Annotated in this window: 14 protein-coding genes and 1 pseudogene; 2 read left to right on the forward strand and 13 right to left on the reverse strand. The window is 48.1% G+C overall.

The annotated features are described in order from the left end of the window. Positions 1 to 11: 11 nt before the first annotated feature. From BACHE_RS06470 to BACHE_RS06480, 3 genes are all read right to left on the reverse strand, one after another. The gene (locus tag BACHE_RS06470) at positions 12 to 2,159 is read right to left on the reverse strand and encodes a tetratricopeptide repeat-containing sensor histidine kinase (protein ID WP_013546886.1); all 2,148 of its coding nucleotides are present in this window, start codon (positions 2,157 to 2,159) and stop codon (positions 12 to 14) included. Between the two features lie 324 nt (positions 2,160 to 2,483). After that, positions 2,484 to 4,007 carry a hypothetical protein gene (locus BACHE_RS06475; protein ID WP_013546887.1) on the reverse strand — a complete coding sequence of 508 codons (1,524 nt, stop codon included), beginning with the start codon at positions 4,005 to 4,007 and terminating at the stop codon, positions 2,484 to 2,486. Between the two features lie 71 nt (positions 4,008 to 4,078). Further along, positions 4,079 to 6,889 carry a TonB-dependent receptor gene (locus BACHE_RS06480; RefSeq protein ID WP_013546888.1) on the reverse strand — a complete coding sequence of 937 codons (2,811 nt, stop codon included), beginning with the start codon at positions 6,887 to 6,889 and terminating at the stop codon, positions 4,079 to 4,081. Positions 6,890 to 7,128: 239 nt separating this feature from the next. On the opposite strand from BACHE_RS06480, the gene BACHE_RS06485 reads away from it, so the two are divergent. Together BACHE_RS06485 and BACHE_RS06490 are read left to right on the forward strand one after the other, a co-directional pair. Beyond that, a complete protein-coding gene (locus BACHE_RS06485; RefSeq protein ID WP_013546890.1) occupies positions 7,129 to 9,552 on the forward strand; it encodes a sensor histidine kinase in 2,424 nt (807 codons plus the stop codon). 374 nt (positions 9,553 to 9,926) lie between these two features. Further along, positions 9,927 to 11,711 carry an erythromycin esterase family protein gene (locus BACHE_RS06490; RefSeq protein WP_041579239.1) on the forward strand — a complete coding sequence of 595 codons (1,785 nt, stop codon included), beginning with the start codon at positions 9,927 to 9,929 and terminating at the stop codon, positions 11,709 to 11,711. Between the two features lie 183 nt (positions 11,712 to 11,894). Here the strand turns inward: BACHE_RS06490 and BACHE_RS06495 are convergent, their stop codons facing one another. The 10 genes and pseudogenes from BACHE_RS06495 to BACHE_RS06540 form a co-directional block, all read right to left on the reverse strand. Next, a complete protein-coding gene (locus tag BACHE_RS06495) occupies positions 11,895 to 13,334 on the reverse strand; it encodes an NADH-quinone oxidoreductase subunit N (RefSeq protein WP_013546893.1) in 1,440 nt (479 codons plus the stop codon). Between the two features lie 39 nt (positions 13,335 to 13,373). Next, entirely contained in the window at positions 13,374 to 14,852 is a 1,479-nt protein-coding gene (locus BACHE_RS06500; protein WP_013546894.1) for a complex I subunit 4 family protein, read from the reverse strand. Positions 14,853 to 14,885: 33 nt separating this feature from the next. After that, the gene (gene nuoL / locus BACHE_RS06505; RefSeq protein ID WP_013546895.1) at positions 14,886 to 16,799 is read right to left on the reverse strand and encodes an NADH-quinone oxidoreductase subunit L; all 1,914 of its coding nucleotides are present in this window, start codon (positions 16,797 to 16,799) and stop codon (positions 14,886 to 14,888) included. A 29-nt stretch (positions 16,800 to 16,828) separates the two neighbouring features. Beyond that, entirely contained in the window at positions 16,829 to 17,137 is a 309-nt protein-coding gene (gene nuoK, locus BACHE_RS06510) for an NADH-quinone oxidoreductase subunit NuoK (protein ID WP_013546896.1), read from the reverse strand. A gap of 12 nt (positions 17,138 to 17,149) precedes the next feature. After that, positions 17,150 to 17,662, reverse strand: a complete 513-nt coding sequence (locus BACHE_RS06515) for an NADH-quinone oxidoreductase subunit J family protein (RefSeq protein WP_013546897.1) — start codon at positions 17,660 to 17,662, stop codon at positions 17,150 to 17,152. Between the two features lie 15 nt (positions 17,663 to 17,677). After that, complete coding sequence (locus tag BACHE_RS06520) at positions 17,678 to 18,208, reverse strand: NuoI/complex I 23 kDa subunit family protein (protein WP_013546898.1); 531 nt, start codon at positions 18,206 to 18,208, stop codon at positions 17,678 to 17,680. Positions 18,209 to 18,211: 3 nt separating this feature from the next. Further along, positions 18,212 to 19,288, reverse strand: coding sequence for an NADH-quinone oxidoreductase subunit NuoH (gene nuoH / locus BACHE_RS06525; protein WP_013546899.1), 1,077 nt, complete (start codon positions 19,286 to 19,288; stop codon positions 18,212 to 18,214). Between the two features lies 1 nt (position 19,289). Beyond that, entirely contained in the window at positions 19,290 to 20,879 is a 1,590-nt protein-coding gene (locus BACHE_RS06530; RefSeq protein ID WP_013546900.1) for an NADH-quinone oxidoreductase subunit D, read from the reverse strand. Between the two features lie 20 nt (positions 20,880 to 20,899). Beyond that, positions 20,900 to 21,462: pseudogene (locus BACHE_RS06535) on the reverse strand (NADH-quinone oxidoreductase subunit B). Further along, positions 21,453 to 21,803 (reverse strand): NADH-quinone oxidoreductase subunit A, encoded by a 351-nt coding sequence (locus tag BACHE_RS06540; RefSeq protein ID WP_013546901.1) that lies wholly within the window; start codon positions 21,801 to 21,803, stop codon positions 21,453 to 21,455. The pseudogene BACHE_RS06535 and the gene BACHE_RS06540 overlap by 10 nt, the downstream one beginning before the upstream one ends. Positions 21,804 to 21,959: the final 156 nt, after the last annotated feature.

A 21,959-nucleotide genomic window follows, 5' to 3' on the forward strand; every position in this document is an offset into this window, starting at 1 on the left:
GTTTTCCTGCGTCATTGCAACTTGGCTGCTTGCGGCAGTACAATCTGAATCCGGTTCATTCCGTCTATCCTCTCTTTGCGATACTCTCCGTGAATGCTGGTGAGTCGGTCGTTGATGGTTTGCAGTCCTATGCCCTCTGCTTCGGCGGGGGCTTCCCATGGGAGTCCGTTGTCTGCTATTTCCAGCATGAGACGGCATTCTCCATCGGCGATAAGCTTTACATACATGTCAGTTGCTTTGGCATATTTCACGATGTTGCCCATTACCTCTTGCGCAATGCGATATAGTTCATAGCTCACAGTATTGTCCAGCACATTCCATTCCGTTGCCGGAGTGGCTTGATAATGTATCGCCATGTCGTCGGGACGAGGCAGGTGCAGTATATAGTCTTGCAGAATCTCTTTGAGATTGGCGTATTGGAAGGAGGGGGGCATCAGTTCGTGTGAGATGCTGCGGACGTTGCTTCTCGATGTTTCCAGTAGCTTCAGCAGTGCCTCCGTGTCGGGGGGAGAGTCCGCTTGCAGCAGGAACTGTATTCCCAGCAGTTCGTTGCACACGCCATCATGCAGATCCATGGCTATTCTTTTCCGTTCTCTCTCCAGTCCTTCGATGCGTGCGTGGGCAAGTTGCAGGTCGGTTTCTTTCTTCTGACGGGTGGCCTTGATGCGCTGCATACGCTTGTTATTCAAGAAGCTGACAATAACCAGCAGTATCATGAATAATAAGATGATGAGAAGGATGGTGAGGCGCAGGTTGGAGGACTTCTGCCGCAGTTGCTCCTGTTGCAGCTTCATTATTTCCACTTCTTTCTCCTTGGTTTCGTATTTCACGGCGAAGTCGGACATTTGCTTGCTTATCTCTTGCCGTTGCAGAGAGTCTTTCATCACCCGTGCACTGTCCAGGTAGAAATAGGCTTTGCGGTAATCCTTCAGGCCGGCATAGTTCTTGGAGGTCATGGTGTATAGCTCCTCTTTGGGTAGCAGGGTAATGGTGGGCAGTGCATCGATCAGATGTTGGTAGGCGACCTGGCTCTTGGCCCATTGCCCGCGCTCGTGGCAGATGAGGCCTATTACTTCATAGTAGTGCAGCACTTGTTGCGAGATTGGGGGAAGCAGCTTGATGTTCTTTTCGCACTCTTTCGCATAGTAGTCTATGGAATCTTGCCTGTTCAGGGCGTGATAGGCCATCATCAGGGTGGGGGCGCATCGCACGTAGAACTGGGGTGAATGGTCTTTTTCGGCCATGGCGAGTGCCAGACGTGCGTCGGCCACGGCTTCCTCTTCTCTCCCCATGTTACGATAGACCGCTGCCCTTATGTGATAGGCATAGTATAATGTCTCTCTGCTTTCACCTGTTTGCGCTTCGTGCAGGGCGGAAGAAGCGCATTTCAAGGCTTCATCAAAACGTTTCATGCCGTTGTAGAGTGATGCCATGTTGCAGAGGATGGTAGTTTTCCTCATGTGGTTTTTGGTAGCGTCGCATTTATTTATGGCCATTTGATAGTAGATAAAGGCCGAATCTCTTTTATTTTCGTTGGCATAGACGGAGGCTATGCTGGAATATACGCTGCACAGGGCGATGTCGTTGTGCTCGGCTTCGAGGATGGGAACCACCTTTTTCAGACAGAGAGCAGCTTCTTTCACATCCCCCCGATAGAAGCTGGCTATGGCAAGATCATTGTAAAGCGAGGCCAGTGCCTCGCATTCTTTGTCGGATATGCAGGCTATCCCTTTTTTCAGCCAGATGGCGGCGGAGTCGGGATTGCGGGTCAGGTAATAACTCCCCATACTGTTACATATCCGTGCCTTGCGTTCCGGATCGCCGTTTTTGCCAAGCAGATCAAGGGCATGGTGCATGCTCTTCTTGAAGGCTTCAAAGTGTTGCAGGCTTTCTTCCCATCTTCCTACCATCTGGTGGTATAGGGCATTGTCGGAGGCGTTGGCTTTCAGTTTGCCGTGTGCTGCGTTCAGACATTTCAGGTAGAGAACGGAGTCTCGTACCACGGTTTTTGCCTTCGAGATGGTTTCGCATACTTCCAAGTAGCTTTTGGCGGTCTGTTTCCGGCAGGCTTCCCGGTATAGGCTATCTAAGTGCAGCTCTTGTGCGTGGAGTGCCGGGCAGGTGATAAGAAGCAAGAATAGTAGGATGGTGTTTTTCATGGTAAATGTTGTTGTTTGTTACATTTGACAAATGTAAGCTCTTTATTGTCATAATACAAGAAATGCCGCCTTTGTTTTCTGTTCTCCATCGCGATATCCGTACATATTTGCTTTTTTCATTGTTGCTTGATATCCCGATTATGAGGTTGCCGCACTGATTGCGATGGATAGGCAGGCTGCATGTCTTCCATTTCCTATGCCTTAGTCATTGCGTTTGAGTATGCCTGTTGTGTTTATCTTTATTGATGAAAAGGAAGCAGCCCGCACAAACCAATCAAGGTTGTGCAGGCTGCTTCTGCTTTTAAAAAACTCTAATCAGAAATATCAATATACTGTATTTTGCGGGTCGAAGTTGGTCCAGCCTTCCAGCCAGTTGTCGCTTGCGTCCCTGAAGGCTCCTACATAGCCGTTGTTGCCGTCGGAGATAAGGTTGGCGGGGCAATAGTTCTGACCGGTGCTCGCGGGGTCGGTCAGGCCGAGTGCGGTTTCTTCCATCACTTTGTTGTTGATGGAAGTGGTGAATGTACTGGCTTCGTTCAAGAAGAACTCATGCGAGAAAGATACCTTTGTAGCATCTGTAATGTTCATCCCGTCAGCAGAATATTGATCCAAATAAATGTTGTTTCCATCGCTGCCAACCACACCCATGCCGGCAAAGATGATGTTTTTCAAAGTGAATTCACCGGCTTTGGCAAATGCGGGAGTGCTGCCCAATGCACCGTCAATGATGATACCGATGGGATAGCCTACGGCAAGTGTATTCTCTACATTCAGCTTGCTGCTGCGGCGGATTTGCATGGCCGACTGGAAGAGACCGAGTGAAGCGCCGTTGCCGTTCAAGTGGTTGGCATCGATATAGTCGGTTGTATTGTTGGCGGTATAGTCAAAATTGTTTTTGGCTGCGCCCGGGCCGATGAAGGTGACGTGCTTGAAGGTAGCTGTGGTGAGAGGAGTGGCTGTGGCGTCACCGGCGGCATTGTTGTCGCTTTCGAAGCCATTGCTTTTTGATATGTCTGCAATTTTGGGGTCACGGATAGAGAGGCAATATTCCACATTGCCGCTGAAGCCGTTGTCAGTATCGAATTCATCGTCCCAACCTTTGTATGCTACCAGATTTGTGCAGTTCACCGTACCGCCGAACCATTCAAAGGAGTCATCGCTGGAATAGGACACTTGCAAGTGGTCAACAGTTGTGCCACTGCCTACCGAACCGAATGTGATGCCATTGATTTCCTTGTTTGGGGAAAATGGATATCCGGCAAACTCTACGCGAACGTATTGATAGATGCCAGAGTTGTCGTTGGCTACTGTACCGCCGTGTTTGGTTCTCGGACCACCTTCAATCTGTTGGTTCAAAGTACCATAATTATTCGGTGCTTTGCCGCAGATAATCAAACCGCCCCAGTCGCCGGGTTGGCGGTGGCCTGCGGCTTCTTCCGAAGTCATCACGATGGGAGCATTCTTGGTTCCTTTCATTTCTACATATCCGCCCGGTTCAACGATAAGTGCGGCTTTGGTCTGCTTGTCACCTTTGATGATTGTTCCTGCGGGGATGCGCAGTTTGGCTCCGTTTGCCACATAAACCCATCCTTTCAGCAGATAGGTTCCTTGACTCAGGGTGACATCGCCGGTAAATTCAAATTCCTGTGAACCGTTACCGATTTCTGTTCCGTTATTGAACAAGATGCCACTGCTGATGGCGGTAGTTCCATTGTAGGTTACAACGGGATCTGTGATTGTTGTACCGCCATTGTCACCGTTGTTGTCGCTCGAACAGGCTGTCATGATGCTTCCTGTTGCGATGGCTGCGCATACTGTGAAGGCCCAGCCGAACTTTTTAATTTCCATTTTCATACTTTTTGAGGTTTTGGAATTGTTCTTTTTAAATTGTTTTTTTAGTAAGTCTTTCTTGTTTATATTTAGAAACTATAGCCTATCGTCAGGTTGTAACTGCGTCCCGGCTTATAGCTTCGGGTCACTTCTTCGATGGTACGCGCTTGCCCCTTTACTTTTACGTCTTCAAACTGCTTGAAGTTGTAGCGTTCGGCCAGTAGGTCGCGCACGGAGGCTTTGATTTCCCAACGTCCCAGCTTCTTGCCCAATGAGAGGTCAATGGCATTGCGTGGCATCTCGTAAGAATCGGGAATATTGATGGCGTCGCCTTCGCTGGTTGTTCCATACCGGCTTCCCACACCGATGATGCGTTTGCCTATGCGGTTGTAGAGCAGGGCTGCGTTCCATCCTTTCTCCTGGTTGTTGTAGAAGAGACCGAGGTTGATGAGGTAGGGAGATTGCCCTTGCATGGGTCGGTCTATGTTGGTGGTTCCTTTCTCGAACTTCACTTTGCTCTTAATCCATGCGCCATTGAAGCTGAGGCTGAAATCCTTCATACCGATGAAATCCAGATTCTTGCGGACATCAACCTCTATGCCATAATTGTCAGCACCTTTGGCGTTGATGTATGAATAGACGGGGTCTGTGCCTCCGGTCATGGTATATGTCCATTCTATGGGGTTCTTGAAGTTCTTGTAGAACAGGGCTACCGATATCTGTTCACCTTTGCTGGGATACCACTCGTAGCGTAAGTCCACGTTCTGGATATAGGCGGCTTTTAAATCGGCGTTGCCCATGACACTGCTGCCAAGATCGAAATCATAATAGACCGAGGTGGACAGTTCGCGAAACTCCGGGCGGTTCACCGACTTGCCGTATGCTGCGCGCAACTGCTGCTTGTCGTCCAGCTTGTAAGTGATGTTCAGTGAGGGGAACAGGTCTTTGTAGTCATAGAAAGTGCTGTGCTTACTTTCTTCGTAGGAACGAGTGTTCATAATCAGTTCCTGACGGTTGTATTCGTAGCGTATGCCGGCATAGATGTTGAAAGCGCTGACAGGAAGGTTGAAGCCGGCATAGCCTGCTATGGCTGTGTTTTTCCCATTGTAGTTGTTGCGGTAGTTTACGTCCTCCAATATATAAAGTTTGTTTGCACCATAATTGGAGTCAACCAATACATTGTCTGTCAGGTTTGTGTCATACCTCCATCCCGAAGGGAGTTCGCTGCTGTTTCCCCAGTTGTACTGGAAGTTGCGGGTATAATATTTGCGAGTACGATATTCTCCGTAAACACCGGCTTGCAGTGTCGGTTCCACTTCACCCCATTGCAGTTCGCGGCGGTAGTTCATGTTGGCTGAGGCTATATGCTCGTCCAGTTTGGTGAACTCGCGGTTGATGTCTTGCAATCCCATTTTATTGTTGTTGGCATTGTCCATCTCTATGAGTCGGCGGTCGGGTAGGTTGCGGTTGGCGTAGGCATAGCCCACACTCCAATCCAACTTGTTCACATTGGCCAGTGTGTGCTTGCCGGTGAACTGCGTATTATAGGTGGTGCGGCTCGAATAGTAATACTCTGTATTGTAGAAGTTATTGTTCTGGGCATTGATGCCGTTACGCTCAGAGTATCGGCTCTTGGATATCTGGTTGAAGATGTTCTTCCACTCGTAGCGATGATTGCTGCTTTTGGGCTGGAAGGTGAAGTTTAGTAAAGCACCGAGACGTACATCATTGCTGTATTGGTTGTCTGTGGCCTGGCGGAAGGTGACCGGTTTGTCGTTCGTGGTGTCATAAGGGGCAAAAAGGTTGTTGTCCATGTCGAGCAGAGTCTTGTGGCTGTTGCTGTAGTTCACGGCAGCCAGCAGCCCGTAGATGCGTCCGCTTTCTTGTTCCCAGCGATGACTGTAGTTGAGGTTTATCTTGAGGTCACCTATGGGAGTGGTTTTGCTTACCTTCCAGTTGTTGTTGAACCCGTTGTTCAGCACGTCTATACGGTCGGTGTTTTTCCCGACATTGTATTCCGGATACATGTTCAGCTTCCCTGTCATCCCTGCATCCAGCGACCGGAATCCGTTGCCGAAGCCCAGCCAGTCCATGCCGCTTCCTTGCGCTTTGTAGAAGTCTTTGAAGTGAGTCTGGTCATTTACGCTGGTTCCTACGGAGATGTTGAAGCTGTCGCTGCTTGGCATATCCTTTGTATTGATCAGGATAAATCCGCCTGTAAAGTCAGCGGGATATTCGGGGGCGGGACTCTTTACAATCACCATGTTGTCCAGTTGCGAACTGGGGATGATGTCGAACGAGAAAGCACGTGAATCGGCTTCCGAACTGGGCACGGCGCTGCCGTTCATCCATACATTATTGTATCGCTGTGAGAGTCCGCGCACCATGACAAACTTCTCGTCGATGATGCTGACACCCGGCACACGCTTGATGACTTCCGAGGCATCCTTGTCCTGTGTCTTGGCTATCTGCTGTGCCGACACACCGCTTTGCACCACGAGGCTGCGCCTTTGTTCCTGCATCAGAGCCATTTCGTTATTCTTTTTTGCTTGGGCGGTAATTGATACTTCGCCAAGAACTTGCGCATCGCTGTCCATCTCAAAGTTCAGAGAAGTTTCGCCTTTTACTTTTATACCGGGCATGGTGATATCCTTGTAGCCCACATACTTCACGGTCAGCGTGTATGTTCCGTTCTTTACTTCCAGCGAGTAGTTGCCGTCAATATCGGCCACAACGCCTGTGCTGCTGCCGGCTATCTGTACCGTGGCGCCGGTCAACGGCTCTTTGGTCTGTCTGTCGGTGATAGTTCCTCTGATGGTTCCCGCAAGAGCAGCCATGGTAGAGAGTGTCAGGAATAAAATAAGGAAGAAAATCTTTCCTAAGTCAAGTTTCATACTCATTCTTTATATGCGTTTCTTTTTCCGATGCAAAGGTGCGGTGTTCGTATTACGAGGGAAATACATGTGTCATACATTTTAATGTCTTTTGAGTTACGAACATGTTTCAAGTCTGTTCTGAGATTTCTCAGTCTCTCTTTTTCCTTATTATTGCCCTTTTTCATTATTTTTATCCTCTTTTTTTGCTTACATTTACTTATATATATTATTTTTGACCTCACAAATTAAGTCAGATAATATTTATGGAATCAGAATATCAGAGAGACTACGAGCGTTTTCATCGCTTGTCACTTTTGGGGCGCATAGGCTGGTGGGAAGCAGACCTCTCTGCACATACTTATCATTGTTCTCAATATATCACTCATTTGCTTGGGCTTACCACAGATGAAATCAGCTTCGATGACTTTGCAGCCTTGATTCCTGATGAATATTGTAATCGTCTTCGTCACCTTTTTTACGCGATGGACGAATTGGATACGAATGAATGTACTTTGCCCGTCAATACAAGTAGGGGGGTGAAGTGGGTGTATGTCCGTATGGGCTATCATGAACGACAAGCGGACGGAAGTTTTCGCGTATTTGGGGTGATGCAGAGTATTGAAGAGCCCCAAGACCGGCATGGAACCGCCGAGTTGTCACACGTCAAGGAGTTGCTTAGCCATCAGAATTCCATCGCCCATACACTGGCATGTTTCCTGCAGAATGCGGATATCCGTGTGGGCATTGAAAATATTCTGCGCGATGTGCTCCAGTTCTTCCATGCCGGGCGTGCTTATATCTTTCAGTACGATGACACTTTTACAACCCAGTGCTGCACCTACGAAGTGACCGCCTCCGGTGTATCTTCCGATAAAGAGAATCTGCAAAAGCTTCCGGTGGATGTAGTGCCTTGGTGGAGTGAGCATATACTGAACGGTAAGGTAATTGCTATCGAAGAATTGAATCAAGAGTTGGGTATGTCGGCCACCGAGTATAAGTTTTGGGCCGGGCGGGGCATTAAGGCTTTGATGTCGGTTCCCTTGGTAAACGAAGGCGGGGTGCGTGGTTTCTTAGGAGTAGATGTCATGGACCGTACTGCCATTTGGACCAGTGAGGATCGTCAATGGCTGAATTCTCTGGCAAGCATCATCTGTATCTGCACTGCATGGCAGAAGTCCAGGGAGATAACCCGTCGCGACCGGCGCATTATTGACCACAGCGAGCAAATATTTCAACATGTTTTTTCTAATATCCCTGTCGGAGTGGAGATTTACGACCGCAATGGTTGTCTTACAAACATCAATCAGGAAGACATGGATATCTACGGCATTGCCTGCAAGGAAGATGTGCTGGGGCTAAGGTTACAGGACAATCCTAACTTCAGTGAGAAGCAACTTCACCGCATTGAGACAGAAGATGATGTGGACTTCCAGTTGGAGTATCACTTTGACAGGTTGAACGGCTATTATCCCACTACCTTCAAGAATCGTGTAGTGCACCTTTATCTCAAGTTGCGTCGTGTGTACGATGGCTTGGGGCACTTCATGGGATACCTGTGTATTACCATTGATAACACAGAACGTGTTGACATACAGGGACGTATCAACGACTTTGAGAATTTCTTCCTTATCATTTCCGATTATGCCAAGGTGGGTTACGCCAAGTTCAACCTCCTCACTCTTGAGGGCTATGCCATCAAGCAATGGTTTAAGAATATGGGAGAGAAGGATGATATGGTTCTGAAAGGAGTGATAGGAATTTACTCTCATTTGCATCCCCATGATCGCTGGAAGTTGCTCAACTTCTACCGTCAGGTACATATAGGTCGCCGCAAACGTTTTTCGGAAGAACTGCGTGTGTGCCGTCCTGACGGCGGTTGGAACTGGATTCGCTGCAACACCATTCTGAACCGTTATGAACCGGAATCAGGAGTGATAGAACTTACCAGCGTGAACTATGATATCACCCAACTGAAAGAAACCGAATGCAAACTGATGGAAGCCAAGGAAAAAGCCGAGACTGCCGATCGTTTGAAAAGTGCCTTCCTTGCCAACATGAGCCATGAGATACGGACACCGCTCAATGCCATTGTGGGATTCTCCGGTCTGGTGAGTGAGACGGAGGATCCGGACGAACGCAAGGAATATATATCCATAGTGGAGGCTAACAACAACTTGTTGCTGCAACTGATTTCCGACATTTTGGATCTTTCGAAAATAGAAGCGGGTACTTTTGACTTCATGGTGGGCGACATCAACGTGAACCAGCTTTGCACTGATCTGGTCACTTCGCTACAAATGAAACTGAAACCCGGTGTAGAACTGGTTTTCGATAGAAACCTGCCTGAATACCACATCGTGAGCGATCGCAATCGGCTTTATCAGGTGCTTTCTAACTTTGTGAACAACTCTGTAAAGTTCACCTTTAAAGGCAGTATCAAGGTAGGTTATGAGAAGGTGGATGGCATGCGCTTGCGCTTTTATGTATCCGATACAGGACTGGGCATCGCTCCCGACAAACAGAAGGCTGTGTTTGATCGCTTTGTCAAACTGAACTCTTTTGTACCGGGCACAGGATTGGGACTCTCCATCTGCAAAAGTATCATACAGCAGTTGGGAGGAACGATAGGAGTGGACAGTGAAGAAGGAAAAGGATCGTGTTTCTGGTTTATTTTGCCGATAGGATAAAGTCTGATGAAGAATGGAGAATTTGGATGTCCTAAGATATGTCGGCTCTATAAGGCTTCAGATGGAAACAAGTGAGATGATTCCAAGCGTAATTCACTTCGTGTATTTTGTAGATATACAGGAAATAAGTATGTGTTATCCGAATTTATTTATCGAGGAGATATAAGCATGTGTACCGATGCATTTATTTTCATTCGTGAGAGTAGGATTTCTCAGAGTAACAAGCAGTAATTCCTCATAAGGGATTAAAATCATATTGCCATATTGATTGATAATCGCGGATGGTTTATAATCGTCCAAGGAGTTATTGTATATTTACAGTATATTTAAGTGTATTCATTGCAAGTGTAAATTATTACTCCTTTATTAAAGATATGAAGTACTGGATTATTGTTCTTTTGCTCTTCGTTACTATCTTTAGTTCAGCACAGGTTGATAACTTAACCTATACTGAAGCTTACGATCTGCATTTTAAATGGGATTTGGATTCTACAGCATTGTATCCTTGGAGGGGCAATGCTGCTTATGGACAGTTTACATTGCCTTTCCATATAAAAGATGCGGACAGAATTTTATTTTCCTTAGTCTATTCTAAGGATTTTCCATTTGATGTAAATAGATTGAGAACAGAGTGGGAACAACGCGTTTTTTTGCCCGAACATCATGAAGAGAAGGGTACTGTCTCTTTTGAAAGTAAAGGCGAGAATATGGAAAATGCCTTTCTGCTTATTGATGGCATAGATAATCAGGAAAGAATTCTGTATTCTGATACTGTTCAATACAAACCAGGTATGCTCCTGTCAACCCTATCCAAAGATATCTCTTTGAAAGGTATCAAGTTACTGAACTTTCGGATACGAGGTGAAGGCATCAAAGGGCAGGATGCCCGATTCTCTTTCTCGGAACTGGGAATTAAAATAGGCAATCAGCCTATCGATAGTTTTTCGTTAGGTAAATCGCTTCCGTTATCAGTTCAAGAAGTTAAGCCTCAAAACATTTCCATAACCAAGAGTTTGAATGGCAATTACGGAAAAATCATAGGAATCGGTGAATCTATGCATGGAAACAGTACGGTTAGAGAGTTTGCTTGTGATTTTATTTTGCAACGAGTTGAATCTCATCAATGCAAATCCATTTTGTTGGAAAGACCTATGGAAGAATGCCTGATTTATGATAGTTATATTCAAGGTATGATTTGCCGGTTAGACTCCAATGATTATTATCTGAAGGAAACCAATCTCATTCCTCTCCTTGATAAGCTAAAGAGCTACAACGCAAATCGGAAAAGAGAGGAGAGGGTGAGGTTATGGGGGATTGATTATAAGAGCCTGTCTGTTCAAGAAACAGTAAACTCTGTCTTCGATTATCTGATTTCTGTGAATCGTAGTTTGATGTCTCCAAAAATAGATCAATTTGCCCTTCTCTTAATGGATAACAATTGGGAAAATACTTTTAAGTACCTCAACGAAAATGGGAATACCCTTGAACGTTTTTTCCCTGGCTCTCAATATAAGTACATTGAGCATCTTCTCAAGCTATCTGTAGCGGTGGGAACAGACCCGGTAGAAAGATATATAAAGCGGGATTCCGTCATGTTCGAGAATACGAGATTCATTGTAGATAATGTTTCTGATAAAGAGACAGAAGTTGTCATATATGCTCATGCCATCCATCTTAATACAGTATCTACTTACCCGGCTTTGCCTTGTACTTCCTTGGGTGCATATCTAAAAAGTAGGTACGGGGAAGATTATACACCTTTACTCGTATTGACTGATGAGGGGAAGGTAACAATATATGACAACCGTTACAATAGAGTGGATGTAGCATTGAGCACACCACCTTGCGAAAGTGTAGAGTATTTTTTGAAAAATATAACAAAGGAAGACACTTATATTCCTTTGACTCCGTACTTTGACAGATTGGTACTATCTCGGTTCATGGGAAGTCATAATTTACGACAGCAATTCTTTTGGTTTAATTTATATAGACGATATGCAGGTATCTTTTTTTTAGAAAATAAGCGGAAGGTATCCGTAGATAATGAACGTAGAGCAACATTTGAAGAAATGTCAAAGCAGAATTTGAACCGGATTAAGAGCAGACAAGGTATATTGGAGATGCTCAAGAATAAGGTGAATGATAAACCTGATCACTAAGTTTATTGCATGTGAATATGGCTTCTGAAAAAGTCAGGAAGCTCTTGTCTTTATTTGGTTTAGGGAGTATCTTTTCAGGGAAGTTGGAAAGTGACAAGTCCCCCTTATACACTCTGGAAGTAGAGTAGCAGAGGGGGACTTTCTATGAAAATAGGATGCTTGTTTCTGTATCAAGAATATGTTTTATATTCCGAACGTAAATTTGTCTATGCTCTGATAGACTATGCTTGCCAGGCTTAGTACCACTATACCTATCGTACATATTGCCAAGCTGGCACGCGTGTAGCCATCGCTACGGAAAGTGGCGATAGGTTCGTCGCTTTTGTTGATGTACATTGCCTTTACAATCTTCAGATAGTAGAACAATGACAGCACTGTGTTTACCAGCGCAATGAATACTAACAGATGGAAGCCGCTTTGGAAGGCTGCCGCAAAGATGAAGAACTTTGAGAAGAAGCCAGCAAATGGCGGAATGCCCGCAAGCGAAAAGAGTGCCAGCGTCATCAGGAAAGCCAGTTTGGGATTGGTGCTGTACAAGCCGTCATATTCTTCCAGCGTGAATTTGTGTGCACGGATTGCTACGATGGTGATGACAGTGAATACCGAAAGATTGGCAAACATATAGATCAGTACATAATATACCAGTGCCGTCATTCCTTCGGCAGTTCCTCCGATGATGCCCAGCATGATGTATCCCGCTTGCGATATGCTTGAAAAGGCCATCAGGCGCTTCAGATTCTCCTGACGTAATGCGAAAAGGTTTGCTAAGGTGATGGAGGCTATGGTTACCCAGTATAATACCTCTTGCCACTGCTCGGCCATCGGAGCAAATACTTTGATGAGCACTGTCATCAGCACAAAGGCTGCCGAACCCTTGGAAATAACACTGAGATAAGCGGTGACCGTACTCGGAGCACCTTCGTAAACGTCGGCTGTCCACAAGTGGAACGGTACGAGGGATATTTTGAATCCCATGCCGGCAAAGAAAAACACGAATGCCATGATTTGCAGAGGATTTCCGTCAAGGTGGGCAGGGATGTCGGCAAAATAGAGAGTGCCTGTCGAACCATATATCAGGGAGAGCCCGTACAGCAACAAGCCACTGGAAAAGAGTGCTGTGAGGATATACTTGGCGCCTGCCTCGGCAGAATGGTGGCGATATTTGTCGAAGGCCACCAGAGCCGCCATCGGTATGCTTGCTGTTTCCAGACCGATGAAGAACATCAGGAAGTGTCCGGCGGAAATCATGAAGTACATACCTAACAGGGTAGAAAGCGTCAGTACATAAAACTCACCCTGTTTGATGGATGTATCGGGACGGCGCATCCATTCGTGTGCCATCAGGAATACAATCAGAGTGCCTATGCTGAGGATGGATTTCACGATGCTCTGTATCGGCGTGTTGTGGTACATGCCGCCGAATGCGTCGGCCACCGGACCGGGAACAATCGTGATCATTGTATGTATGGCAAGCAGAATCACGGGCAGCATCGTGTTCAGCACTGGTTTGCCGCCATTCTTGTGTGCGTCCGGACTCATAAAGAGGTCGGCTATAAAGAGGATAACAATGACTGCTATCAGTGACAACTCTTCTTTCAATAGGAGAAATTGGGAATAATCCATGTTATTTAAATTAATAAATTCTTCATTATAAGTTCTTATTTAAAAGGCGTTTACTATTGGCAGTACGCTGTCTCCAATCATGCCGCTTATCCACCAAGGAGCCAATCCCAAGGCAGCCACGCAGGCGATGAGGATAATGACGGCTGTACGTTCGTCCCAAGTGGCATCGGTCAGGGTGAGGTGATGCTTGTTGGTGCAAGTGCCGTAGAGTATCTTGCCCACAAGCCTCAATATATAGACTGCCGTAATTACGATGGAGGTACAGGCAATCACTGTCCATGCACGGTGAAACATGTCGGGATGCTGGAAAGAACCGTTGAAGATAGTCATTTCGGCAACGAAGCCGCTGAGTCCGGGCAGCCCTAAGTTGGCAAGACCGGCAATCACATAGCAGACGGCGAGGAAAGGCATGATTTTCATCAGTCCGCTGAGTTCACGAACGTCACGCGTATGAGTACGTCCGTAGATCATGCCGATAAGGGCAAAAAACAGAGCTGTCATCAGTCCGTGGGAGAGCATTTGCAGCACTGCACCCGTGCAGGCTGTCCGGTTCATCATCAGGATGGCGAAAAGTACCAGGCCGCAGTGTGAGACGGATGAGTAGGCGTTGATATACTTCAGATCTGTCTGCACACAGGCGGAGAATGCGCCATAGACCACGGAAATGCCGGTAAGGATAAGGAATATCCAACCAAGTTCCTGAGCAGCTTCGGGCATCAGATACATGGCGATGCGGAAGCAACCGTAACCTCCCAATTTCATCAAAACACCCGCATGGAGCATGGAGACGGCAGTAGGCGCCGAAGCATGACCGTCGGGACTCCACGTATGGAACGGAAACAGGGCGCCCAGTACACCGAAGCCGAGGAAAGTCAGCGGAAACCAGATACGCTGTTGCTCGATGGGGATGTTATGCAGTTCTGCTATTTCCAGCAGATTCATGGTTTGTGCTCCACTGCCGTAGTAGATGCCTAAAATGCCGATCAACAGAAAGGCGGAACCGCCCATCAACATCAGTGTCAGTTTCATGGCGGAATATTCCTTGCGGCCGCTTCCCCATACACCTATAAGCAGATACATAGGGATGAGGGCCACTTCATAGAACATGAACATAGTGAACAGGTCTGTGGAAATGAAGAAGCCGAACACGCCGACGGACAAGAAGGTGAACCAGAGAAAATATTCCTTGGTCAACGGTTGCAGACGCCATGAGGCGAATGTGCCGGTAAATACGATGACAGCCGATAGCAGGAGCATGGCTACCGAGATACCGTCCACTCCCACGGAATAGTGTATGTTGAGGGCGGGATACCAGGGCATGTCGGCACGGAAAAGCATTTCATCCACAGCACCGGCATGACGTGCACCCAGATACATCACTGTCAATGCGACGGACAGTATCAACAGGGCCGAGGCGCCGGTCACCATCACTGTGCGGATCTGTGCGACGTTTCGGCTGAGCCAAAGGCCGAGTAACATCAGCAGGGGGATGAGTACAAAAAGACTTAGAAAGTTCATATCGTTAGTTATGAGTTATTTGTTAAGAGTGATTTACAGTAGCAGCAATACTATCAGTGCCAATGTGCCCAGCAGGAATACGAACGTATATTGCTGGATGCGTCCGCTTTGCAGGCCGCGTATCTCGTCACTGGTGGCTTCGGCACTCCATGCAAGGAAGTTGAAGAAGCCATCGACCACATGACGGTCCCACCATGCGATGGGGCGGCAGATGCAGCCGAAGATGATGCGGTGGGTGATGAACTGATAGACTTCATCCATGTAGAAGCGGTGGTAGGCGGCTGTCCACAGTCCCTTGAAACGCCGGGCAAGTGTGTCGGCCACGGGTTGTTTGCTTCCTGCATAGATATAAGTGGCTATCGCGATGGAGGCTACGGCTACGACAATGCTTATGCCTGCTACTGCCGCGTCGAGATGAATGTCATAGGCTGTTCCATCGGCACTGATGAAGTGACCGAAGGGAAGGATGAATTGCCAGCCCGCTACGATAGTCACTGCTGCAAGTAGTATCAATGGCACTGTCATTGTCAGAGGACTTTCGTGAGGTATGTGATGGCTTTCATCACTTGACGATATCTTCTGGGTAGGCGTAGCACCCCAGAAGATGCCGTAATAGAGGCGGAACATATAGAATGCCGTCATGCCTGCTATCACCGTCATGATCCATCCCATGACAGGGCTGAACCGGAAGCAGGCAGTCAAAATCTCGTCTTTGGAGAAGAAGCCGGAGAATGGAGGGATGCCGGAAATGGCAAGGCAGGCTATCAGGAATGTGATATGCGTGACAGGCATATACTTGCACAGCCCGCCCATGGCGGACATCTCGTTGCTGTGCACGGCGTGGATGATGCTTCCGGCTCCGAGAAAGAGCAATGCCTTGAACATGGCGTGGGTGAACAGGTGGTACATGCTGGCCATATAGCCCAGTCCGCCATGATGCGGATCGGCGGATGTGCATACGCCGAGTGCCACTATCATGAAACCTATTTGTGAGATAGTGGAAAAGGCCAGCACGCGCTTGATGTCACTTTGCACGCATGCCACACCGGCGGCATAGAAGGCGGTAAACGCTCCTACGTAGGCTATGGCATGCAGCACGTCGGGAGCGTATGCTATGAACAAGGGGAACATGCGCGCCACTAAATAGACACCTGCCACCACCATTGTGGCTGCATGTATCAGTGCGCTGACCGGAGTAGGTCCTTCCATGGCGTCGGGCAGCCAGATGTGCAGGGGGAACATGGCGCTCTTTCCGGCTCCGCCGACGAACATCAGTCCCAATGCTAATGGAAGCATGGCGGCCCCGCCTCTTATCAGTGCCGTTTCCTCCGGTCGGAAGGTATAGGTTCCTGCATAGTAACCATAAAAGAGGATGCCTATAAGGAAGCCCAGGTCGGCAAAGCGGGTGACGATGAACGCCTTTTTCGAGGCGGCAATGGCAGCCGGCCGTGTATAGTAGAAACCGATCAGCAGGTAGGAAGATACGCCCACCAGTTCCCAGAAAAGATACATCTGGAAGATGTTCGTCGCTACCACCAGTCCTAACATGGACATGGTGAACAGTGACAGGAAAGCGTAGTAACGCTGGAATCCGCGTTCGCCCTTCATATAACCGAAGGAGTAGATGTGCACCATCAGCGAAACGGTGCTGATGACGATAAGCATCATCACTGAAATGGGGTCGAGCAGGATGCCCATGTCAATACTGAGCGATGGCGTGAAGGGCAGCCATGTGAAGTTGTAGGGCATCAGCGTGGCAAATGCGCCGTGAGGTGGCCGGGGAGCGCTGAAGTACAGTGCCGCGGTGAGGTAGGATAGTGCGGTTACCGCGCCCAATACCACAGTGCCGATAAGTGCGGCCGTGCGGTGCGACATCCATTTGCCCCCCAGTCCCAAGGTCAGGAAGGAGAGAAAAGGAAGCAGAAGTATCAGAATCGTATATTCCATAATTTCTAATTTTCGATTTTAGTTTTCATTTACCATTTCATCTCGTCCAGTTTGTTCACCTGGATGCTGCGGATGTTGCGGTAGATGTTGATCATGATGGCGATGGCCACTGCTGTTTCGGCCGCTGAGACAGCGATGGAGAACAGGGAGAAGAAATAGCCTTCCAGACCTCCGGGAAACAGGAAACGGTTGAATACCGCAAAGTTGATGTCGGTGGCGTTCAGTATCAGCTCTATTGAGATGAGTATGGCCAGCGTGTTGCGGCGGGTGAAGAACCCGTAAATGCCGGCAAAGAACATGACAGCCGAGACTATCAGATAATATTCCATGTGTATCATAATTCTTTTCTTTTATCTTTTACGTGCAATTAATATTCCACCCACGATACATGCCAGCAGCAATATGCTGACTGCTTCGAAGGGCAGCAGGTAACCGTATTTCTCGCCACTCAGCATATGGTGGCCGATGGTGCGGATGTTGACTTCCAGAGGCTGCACGTCTGTGGTGGCAATGAACTTATGGTTCAGGGTGATGAACAATACGATGACGGCGCCTCCTGCGGTGGCTCCCAGTCCGGCAAGGAACTTGCTGCGTTTCAGTTTTGCCGCAACGTCTCCTTCACCGCTGGTAAGCAGGATGGAGAAGACATACAGCACCACGATGCCACCGGCATATACCATGACCTGCACCGAGCCGAGGAAGGTATATCCCAGTAGGAAGTAGATGCCGGCTGTGCCGAAAAGGACAAACAGCAGGTAGGTGGCCGAACGCACCATGCGGTGGGTTGTCACCGTAAGGATGGAAAATACGGTGATAAAAGCCGCAAGGAAGTAGAATACTACTGTTTCGAGAGTTATTTCCATGTCATTAATTACTGTTTACAAGTTATTGTTTGTGCAGATTACTGCTTGCTTTGCCGCTTCGGATTGCGGAGTGGCAGATTTCTTTTTCTCTTCTGTGTGGCTTCCCGGATGGTTCAGCGTCAGTACCAGTCTTGTGCGGTCGAATACGGCATGCTCAAAGTTCTGGTCGAAGGTGATGGCATCATGAGGGCAGGCATTCACGCAAAGTTGGCAGAACATGCACGAGCCGAGGTCATATTCATACTTTTCCAATACTTTCTTCTTCTTGCCGTCTTCCGTCTCCACCGTGTGTGAGGTCACCCGGATGGTGTCGTTGGGACAAGCCATCTGACACAGGCCGCAAGCCACGCATCGGTGCTCGTTATTGTCATTGTGAGGCATGATCAGTGTGCCGCGAAAGCGGGGCGAAAGCTTCAGTGTGGCGCGGTTTTCGGGATATTGCTCCGTGGTCTTCTGCCTGAGGAATACAGTCATGGAGGTCTTCATACCTGTCAGCAGGGAGCCGATGGCGTGTATAAGTCCGCCTAAATAAGAGTTCTGTTTCATCTTTTAGAAATGCAATTTAAATACTACGATTAACACCATCAGAATAAGATTCACCATTGAGATGGGAACCAGATACTTCCATTCCAGATTCAGAATCTGGTCGATGCGCAGGCGTGGAAAAGTCCACTTGATCCACATCAGCAGGAATACCACGAAGAAGGCTTTGCCAAAGAACCAGACCGGGCCGGGAATGTAGTCCATCACCGCGTTCAGTCCATCGAGCCCTGTGATGTGAAGCGGCATCCAGCCTCCCAAGAAGATGGTGGCCGCCACCGAAGCCACGATAAAAAGGTTGAGGTACTCGGCCAGATAGAAGAAACCGAACCCCATGCCGGAGTATTCTGTGTGATATCCGGCCGTCAGCTCACTTTCGGCTTCGGGCAGGTCGAAAGGCCCCCGGTTGGTTTCCGCATTTCCGGCTATGAGATAGACGATGAAGGCAATCAGGGCAGGGATATGCCCTTTGAAGATGAACCAGCCGTCGGCCTGTGCTTCCACTATCTGGGAGAACTGCATGGTTCCCGTCAGCACTACCATTGTCAGGATGCTCATCCCGCACGACAGTTCATAGCTGATAATTTGCGCTCCGCTTCGCATAGCCCCGATAAGAGAAAACTTGTTGTTGCTGCTCCATCCGGCCAGCAGAATGCCCACCACGCCAATGCTCGAAGCTGCCAACAGGAAGAATACACCCACGTTGAAGTCCAGCACCTCCAGACCCTTGCCTGCGGGCAGACAGGCGAAAGTGAGAAATGAAGCGATGATCACCATGAACGGAGCCAGATTATAAAGAAACCGGTCGGTGAAGCGCAACTCTATGATTTCCTTCGTAAGCATCTTGATAACGTCACACGGAACCTGTAAGAGCCCCCATTTTCCTACACGCGTCGGTCCCAGGCGACATTGGAAGAAAGCGCATATCTTGCGCTCCATATAGATCAGTATGATGGCAAGAACGGCATACATCAGGATAATGCACACGCCTATCACCACACATTCAAGAAAAACAGCCAGACCCTCCGGTATCAGGGAAGTCAGTGTCTGGTGAATCCAGTTGGTTATTATACTAAAGTCAAACATATTATCTATCAATATCAGGTACTACATAATCCAATGTTCCGCCAATGGCAATGAGGTCGGCGATTTTGGCTCCGCGACAAATGGTGTCCACTGTCGATACCAGTGGCAGTCCTGTGCTGCGGAAGTGCATACGGTAGGGTGTCTTGTCACCATGGCTTTCGAGGAAGACGCCGAACTCGCCGCGACTGCCTTCTACGGCAGCGTAATAGCTGCCCTCAGGCACACGGATAATCGGTTTCATCTTCTCCTGATATGCACCTTCCGGAATATTGTCAATCAATTGCTCTATGATTTTCAGGCTCTCCAGTATCTCATCCATGCGGACAAGGTATCGTGCCCAGGAATCGCCTTCGGTACGCACTATTTCGGTGAACTCCACCTTATCATATACTCCATAAGGTATGCGTTTGCGTACGTCACATGCCCAACCACTGGCACGTCCTGTGCCTCCGGTAGCGCCGAAGGCAATGGCATCTGCCCGTGATAGTATGCCTACACCTTTCAGGCGTTGCCGGGCAATGATGTTGCCGGTGAATATCTCGTGATATTCATGTAGGATGCCTCTCAGGTAAGGGATGAAATCTTTTACTTTCTTCGCAAAGCCGGGAGCAATGTCCGCCTGCAGGCCGCCAATGGTATTGTAATTCATTATGAGGCGTCCGCCGCAAGTTTCCTCGAAGATGTCGAGTATCTTTTCGCGGTCACGGAAACCGTAGAAGAAGGCAGTCAATGCTCCCAAGTCCATGGCAAGGCAGGAGTAGAACAGCAGGTGTGAATCAATTCGCTGCAATTCGTCCATGATGGTGCGGATGTATTGCACCCGCTGGCTCACTTCGATACCCATCGCTTTTTCAATGCACATGCACAGCGCGTGCCGGTTCTGGTGCGCGCCCAGATAGTCCAGCCGGTCGGTCAGGGCCAGAGTCTGCGGATAAGTCAGGCTTTCGCACATCTTCTCTATTCCCCGGTGGATGTAGCCGCAGTTGGCGTCAATTTTTTCGATGGTTTCGCCTTCCAATGACACGCGAAAACGCATCACGCCATGTGTGGCAGGATGCTGTGGACCGATGTTTACTACATATTCCTCGTCGCCGAAAAGTTGTAGCTCTTTATTCTTGACAGTGCCGTCCGGATTGAGTTCCAATTCCGTAGTGGTATCAATGGTTTCTTCATTGTCCATACGCAGAGGATTGTCCTTTTCCGGAACATTGTCCTTGCGCATGGGATGGCCTATCCAGTCATTGCGCAAATAAAGGCGGCGCATGTCGGGATGGCCGATAAAAACTATGCCATAAAAATCATACACTTCACGTTCGTTGAAGTCGGCCGCCTTCCAGATATCACTGACCGAAGGAAGTTCGGGACATTCGCGGCTCAGGGTGGCGGTGCGTATTGCCATCCGTTCACCGGTGACGGTCGATTCTAAAAGATAGACCACACCGAGTCCGCGAGGAGTGTCCGGAGCATCTTTTTCATCGGGCATTCCCCAATCTACACCGCTGAGGCATTCCAGAAAATCCATCTGCTTTTCTTTTCGCAGACGGAGCATCTCATCGTGCAGGACTAAGGGCTCTATATATTTTATTTCCATATATTGAATAGATATTTCGTTTATTCCTTTCGGTTTACTCCACCGAAGTATTTCTCAACCTTCACTTTGCGTTGCAGTTGCATCATGCCGTAATAAAAAGCTTCGGGACGCGGGGGGCAACCGGGGATATAGACATCTACCGGCAAAATCTTGTCCACTCCGTTCACTACATGGTAGGATTTCTTGAACGGACCTCCGCTGACGGCACAGCCGCCTACGGCAATTACATATTTCGGATCGGGCATTTGGTCGTAAAGACGTTTCAGTACCGGAGCCATCTTGTTGGTGATTGTTCCGCAAACCATAATCATGTCTGCCTGGCGCGGGCTACTTCGAACCCGAAGCGCGCCATGTCATAGCGGGCCGCGCCGAGAGCCATGAATTCGATACCGCAACAACTGGTTGCAAATGTAAGAGGCCATAATGAATTGCTGCGTCCCCAGTTGACAAAATCGTCCAGTACGCCGAGAGCCACATTGGCGCCTCCCGCATTAAGCTCGCGAACCAGTTTTTCCAACGTCTCGTTGTCTGTAAATTCCTCATAAGGAATAGATTTTATTTTCGGTTTTTTGGTTATTTCCATTCCAAAGCTCCTTTCCTCCAGGCGTATGCAAGGCCCAGAACCAATATAGTAAGGAAAAATAAAATGCTGAAAAGCCCTGTCACCCCTAATTCGCGGGTGATGACAGCCCAGGGAAACAGGAATACGGTTTCCACTTCGAACATCAGAAACAAGATGGCAAACAGATAGTAACCTACCCTGAATTGCATCCATGATTTGCCGCGGGTAGGAATACCACATTCATACGGCTCCATCTTCTGTGGATTGTACGAACGTGGAGCTATCGCATTTGAAAGCGCGATGACGATACCCACGAAAGCGATTGCCGTCAGCAAGACGACCACTAACAAAGTAAAGTTCATAAATCTGATAAGATTTTAGATATATATAATAGATACATCACGCCGGATGACAATACCTCTGAATTGCTGTCCGGCGAAGTAGGAAAACAAGTCTTCCGACTTGTACTCCGTTTAAATGATAATTTTTCTTAGTCCGAATACGTAATAATGGGTATC

It is taken from the genome of Bacteroides helcogenes P 36-108 (assembly GCF_000186225.1).
GTDB classification, from domain to species: Bacteria; Bacteroidota; Bacteroidia; order Bacteroidales; family Bacteroidaceae; genus Bacteroides; species Bacteroides helcogenes.